The sequence below is a fragment of the Chitinophaga sp. genome, from assembly GCF_036569125.1.
Taxonomy (GTDB): Bacteria; Bacteroidota; Bacteroidia; order Chitinophagales; family Chitinophagaceae; genus Chitinophaga.
Map to the genome: position 1 here is coordinate 1 of NZ_DATCRF010000377.1, position 5,449 is coordinate 5,449.

5 protein-coding genes are annotated in these 5,449 nt (G+C 45.8%); 2 read left to right on the forward strand and 3 right to left on the reverse strand.

Annotated elements, in window-relative coordinates; translation table 11 throughout:
• The 3 genes from VIM87_RS14015 to VIM87_RS14025 form a co-directional block, all read right to left on the reverse strand.
• Positions 1 to 333: hypothetical protein (locus tag VIM87_RS14015; protein ID WP_331997597.1), on the reverse strand; the 333-nt coding region annotated here is incomplete at its 3' end.
• Between the two features lie 141 nt (positions 334 to 474).
• Positions 475 to 1,320, reverse strand: coding sequence for a universal stress protein (locus VIM87_RS14020; protein WP_331997598.1), 846 nt, complete (start codon positions 1,318 to 1,320; stop codon positions 475 to 477).
• Positions 1,317 to 1,772, reverse strand: coding sequence for a MarR family transcriptional regulator (locus VIM87_RS14025; RefSeq protein WP_331997599.1), 456 nt, complete (start codon positions 1,770 to 1,772; stop codon positions 1,317 to 1,319). Before VIM87_RS14025 ends, VIM87_RS14020 begins: the two co-directional genes overlap by 4 nt.
• Before the next feature lie 977 nt (positions 1,773 to 2,749).
• Between VIM87_RS14025 and nusG the strand changes: the two genes are divergently transcribed.
• Together nusG and VIM87_RS14035 are read left to right on the forward strand one after the other, a co-directional pair.
• Complete coding sequence (nusG, locus tag VIM87_RS14030; protein ID WP_331997600.1) at positions 2,750 to 3,262, forward strand: UpxY family transcription antiterminator; 513 nt, start codon at positions 2,750 to 2,752, stop codon at positions 3,260 to 3,262.
• Positions 3,263 to 3,574: 312 nt separating this feature from the next.
• Positions 3,575 to 5,449, forward strand: a 1,875-nt coding sequence (locus tag VIM87_RS14035) for a fatty acyl-AMP ligase (RefSeq protein WP_331997601.1), incomplete at its 3' end; no start/stop codon positions are given.

Sequence of the window (5,449 nt, forward strand, 5' to 3'; positions counted from 1 at the left end):
CTGCTGATCATGATCATTGCTTACCAGCTTCATACGCACATTGCCGGCAGTATATAGCTGGTATTCCAGGCGGTTACCGGATGCATTTACCAGCAGGTAATTGCCATCGCTTAATGCAGGCAGCTCATCACCGGTTTTAAAAGAATCCACCAGGGAATGCAGGTATTTTTCATTGTCGTTTTCCAGCCGGTCTTTGGAGAGCCGGGCCGCTTCTTTATTATCAATACGGTACACGTAAGTGTACAGGCTATGGCGTAAGCTGCCGGAAAGGTTGTGCTGCGCATGGGCACAAAAACAGGTAAGGAAAAGGACGCTGGTTATCAGGTACTTCATACGGTATTGCAGGGATGTATAAGTGAAGGGATGCCCCCGGGTTAAATTGTCCGCTTCAATTTAATCACTTATCCCAAGCCTGCAAAAAGAAAAAGCCGTTACAGCCTTTCACTGTAACGGCTCAACTATAACAAATGGTCATCACTTTAATATTAACACCGGTTCCTGCGCATTTTTGTAAATAGCTTCGGAAATACTTTTATGGGTAAGGGAATACAGGAAGCTGTGCTTACCCGGCAGGGCTATTACCAGCTGTACCGGGTGCGCCTCTACGAACTGCCGTACCCCGTTCAGGAGATCCGGCTCATTGCTGTAATGCAGCTCATGGGTAAAATCCTGCAGATAGGTATGCAGGTTCTCCTCTTTTTCGCGGAAGGTTGCATCCGGGTGTAAATAGGTTTCTTCCGGATCAACATTCAGCACCAGCAATTTGGTGTCGCCCCAGGTTGGGGAGGTTTGTACATGGCTAAACCGGCTTAAAGGCTGCAGCGCATCAAAGTCTACGGGTACCAGCGCGGTTTCCACAGGTTTATAGGTATAACCGGCGGGCACCACCAGCACTTTAATTGGACTTACTTTGGCAATGCTCACCACATGACCGGCTACAATGCTGCCGCTGGAATAGCTGTAGTTATCGCTGCCCAGCAGCAGGGTATCTGCTTTTTCATCGCGTATCGTATCCAGGATGGCGCGCAACATAGGCGCCTCGCTTACAACGGTGAGTATGGCCACATCCTGGTCTACCTGGGAAGCTACCCGCTGGCGCAGGGATTCCAGGTGGTCCAGCACATCCTGCCGTTCCTGCTGCCGGTAATCCTGGTTCACCGCATATTCCGCCGATAGTACGATCTGGTCAAAGATATTGTCATAAAAAGTTTTCAGCAGTATAATGCGCGTATAGTCGTACCGTTTGCACCAGGCTGCGCCAAAATTCACCGCATTCTCCGCAGTATCGGTGAAGTCTACAGGGATGAGTAATGTTTTCATAATGTTTGTTTCAGGTTGTCATTCATTTTATTTAACATCACAATAGCCTTTTCCATTACACCGAAAGCTATGCCGGCCGTGGCCGTTTCATACATTTCAGTGATCAGCGGGTTAAATTGTTTCTGCAGCTGTTTCCCTTCTCTGGTTAAAAAGATGAGCTTATTGCGCCGGTCGTTTTCATCCGCTATACGTTCTACCAGGTTCCGCTTTACCAGGTTATCGATCAGGTAAGTGGTGCTGGATTTATCCTTAATAATAATATCCGCAATTTCCTGCTGGTTCACCCCATCCTGCCGCCATAAATAGGCCAGTATTTCCAGCAGCTCAAAAGAAATATCAAACTGGTATTCCCGGAGCTTGGCCTGGATATGCAGCCGCATAATGGAGCGCATTTCCCGGACAGACCTTGTAAGGTCGCGCGCCAGTTCGGTAATATTGCCCGTAGTGTTCATACAAACAAATTTATTGCTTTTGCAGTTAGGGTGCGGGAAGACGCCAGGCTCACCCGGAAACAAAGGTACGGATAATTGGTTTGAAATAAAACTAATTTAGCCTGGTGTACCTGAGAGCAAAACATAGGTTAGCGCTGACCCGTTTCCCTAAAATGTTATTTTCCTGTTACAAGCATGGCTATTTATAATAGCTGGTTAGAATAATTGCATTATTAAAAAGAATACACGCGATTTTTGAGATGCAAAAGCGTATTACGTACACTATATTTTTATTTTAATGTGAGAGAAGAGATGGCGCATCTGTTTTTTGAAAATAACCGGAGCAGATATAAACCGCTACAGTAAAGGGTTGTGGCGGAGTGTGATTTTAGGTGCAGCAAGAAACGAGTGAATAAATTTTTGATACAATTTATGAGCCGCGTAAATGATCTTGTTGTGAAATTCTCAAAAAAAGTGTTGGTTGTTTTAATTTTAAAATTATATTTGTCTTGAAAACTCTAGTAACCCCTGATTGACCCAATAGATGTTTAGTCGACCACCAGACGAGAGGAGTAAGGATCAGTGATTCTATTGAATAAGAAAAAATGCCGTCGAGAAATCTGAAAACCGAATTACTCAGATTTAAAATTCAGGCCAATAGTTACTATAGTTGTCGTTTTTAAGAGGGAATGCCGTCTTAAGACCGCCACCTAAAATTTTAAGTTGCAGTAAGTATTCACGTCTTATTGTAGCGGTAGCTTTTACTTTTTTTAATTTTTTCCATATCCTAAAGGCCCGCGTCCCCCAAGAGGACCAGTGTGTATGTTTGTTGATGCGCGGGTTGTCTGCCTCCACCATTTAAGCTTCTGTGAAACAAGCCATGCTTTCACTGTAGCGGTAGCTGTGTTTTTTATTCTTTATCAGCAATAAAATAAGTGCATATAAGCAGTATGCCCTTCAAAACTGTTTCGTTAATTAAATGTCTAAAGCCGGCTTTTATGAGTTTTTTTGTTGCAGGTTGGTACCTGGTCTATACGAAGCCGAGGCAGGAAAAAAAAGTGGCCACGCAGTTGTCAAAATCAGACATCAAAACTTTTTTACCAGTCTTTAAGAACAAAGGCAATCGTGCAGACGGAAAAAAATTGGGTTTTACTCCGCTCTTCCCATCCTATGTGTTCGTGCAGCTGCAAAGCATGACGGACTACTATACCTGTGCGGATACGGATGGGGTGATCACCTATGTAAAATTTGGAAAAAAGATAACACGCGTTAAAGACGAAGTGATACAAAATATAAGTATGCTGGTGGATAATTGCCCGGATATAACAGTGCTGTCCGGCAATGTTCATTCCGGACAAAAAGTGCGCATCGAAGACGGCCCCTTGTCAGGCCTGTCCTGCGAGATTGCAGAGCACGAAGGCCAGCAGAAGGTATTGGTACATGTGAGTGTCCTGAACCTCTATATTGTTGTGAACGTTTCGCTGAATAAGTATCTCATAGAGATGTGTTGATAAATATTACACCGGATACCAGACTAATGTTACCCCCAAAAAGTAAGGAAAAAGAATCCATTAGACAGACATATACTAATTATTGAAAAATTTTTATTTGATGTAATAACCATTAGCCTTGAGTGTTTAATAGTACACATTTCACTGAAGATTATAGTTTATAGCCGCAGGCGGTAGTACACTTTTATTGTTTGTAGTACGCCCTGTAGCCCTGTAGTGCTAACAACACCCACCTGTGTTAGCATCCGGCGCCGTGCCCCGGACCGGGTCTTTAGTGCCCATTAGATTAGATCAGATCAGTCAAAAGTTGTTATGAAAAATAACGGGAAAACCATCGTTGATCATTTGCTCACTTATGCAAATGTTACACCAGACAAAAAAGCTTTTATTGTGCTTGGAAATGAAGCGCATGATGAAAAGGCTATTACCTATCGCAGACTGGCAGCCACGGTTGAAAAAGTAGCCGCCGCTTTAGCAGAAAAGCAATGGGCCGGTAAAAGGGTGCTGTTGGTTTACCAGGATGTGCTGGAATTTGTTGTTTCGTTCTTAGCCTGTCAGTACGCGGGTATTATTCCACTGCCCGTGCCTTACGTTAAAGGCAGCAAACAATTCGCCAGGCTGGTACACATTATTGAGGATGCGCAGGCCAGCGCCGTTTTATGTACGGATGCCTCTATCCCTTACCTGCAGCAGGGATTAGGGCAGATCCTGGATAAGATCCGGATCATCAGCACCGATAAAAGTGTGCCTCTTAAGGTATTGCAGGCGCCTGTGTGGAATGAGATCTCCTTCATTCAATACACTTCCGGTTCTACCGGTCATCCCAAAGGCGTAATTATTACAGCCGCTAACCTGCTGCATAATCAACAGCTTATTCAAAATGCTTTTGATGGTAACAGCAGCTCCGTTATTTTTTCCTGGTTACCTTTTTACCACGATATGGGCCTCATTGGCAACATCCTGCATACGGTGTATGTGGGCTGTACCTGTGTGCTGATGTCGCCTTTCCAGTTTATGCAAACGCCTAAACGATGGCTGGAAGCGATCACGAAATACAAGGTTACGCACAGCGGCGCGCCCAATTTCGCTTATGATCTTTGTGTGAACAGGATCTCTAAAGATGAACTATCAGCGTTAGACCTTTCCGGCTGGCAGGTGGCCTATAACGGTTCAGAGCCGGTACGCCCCGATACCCTGCAGCGTTTCAGCGAACACTTTGCAGCGGCCGGTTTTAAGGCGGATGCTTTTTACCCCTGCTATGGTTTGGCAGAAGCTACGTTGTTGGTATCCGGCAACAAGCAGCAGGCGCTCCCCATTACCCTTTACATTGATCAAAATGCCGCAGGCAATGGCCTCATTCAGCTGGTGAATGCAGGGCATGCCAATGCCAGGGTAGTAGCAGGTTCCGGGAAAGTAGCCGATGGCATGCAGCTGAAAATTATTTCTTTGAATGATGGCACTGAATGTGGCGAGCTGCAGGAAGGAGAGATCTGTATTGCCGGTGAAAGTGTTACTACTGGTTACTGGAATAAAGCAGGTCATGATCTTTTCTATGAGCTGGATGGAACAAAATTCCTGAGAACAGGCGACCTGGGTTTCCTGCACAAGGGGGAGCTGTTTGTGCATGGCCGTTTAAAGGAGATGCTGATCATCCGCGGAAAGAATGTATACCCTTATGATATAGAGCAGCTGGCAAGCAGCAGCCACGCCGCCATTGAGCCCAATGGTGTAGCGGTATTCAGCACTGCTGCGCAGGCAGATGCGCTGGTGATTGTAGCGGAAGTAAAAAGAACCGCCATCCGCGGGCTGGATGCAGCAGCCGTGATCCGCACCATTGACCAGGCAGTAGCCGGTGCATATGGAATAACCCCGTACGATATTGTATTAACCACACCGCTGGGTATTCCCCGTACCACCAGCGGTAAGCTGCAACGGGTAAAATGCCGGGACAGCTATCAGCAGCAACGTTTTGAGATCATCGCCGCCAAATTAGCCATGGCTAATAATTTAATGCAAGGACAACGGGATGAAAAGTTGCTGGCAATAGTGAAAGAAGACGGCAATTATGCAAACATCAAAGCTTATGTGCTGGATCTGCTGGAAGCAAAAACCGGCAGTACAATGGCGCAGCATACGGAAGATGGTGCCGAGCTGACAGAGATGGGCGTTGACTCCCTGCGTGCCATG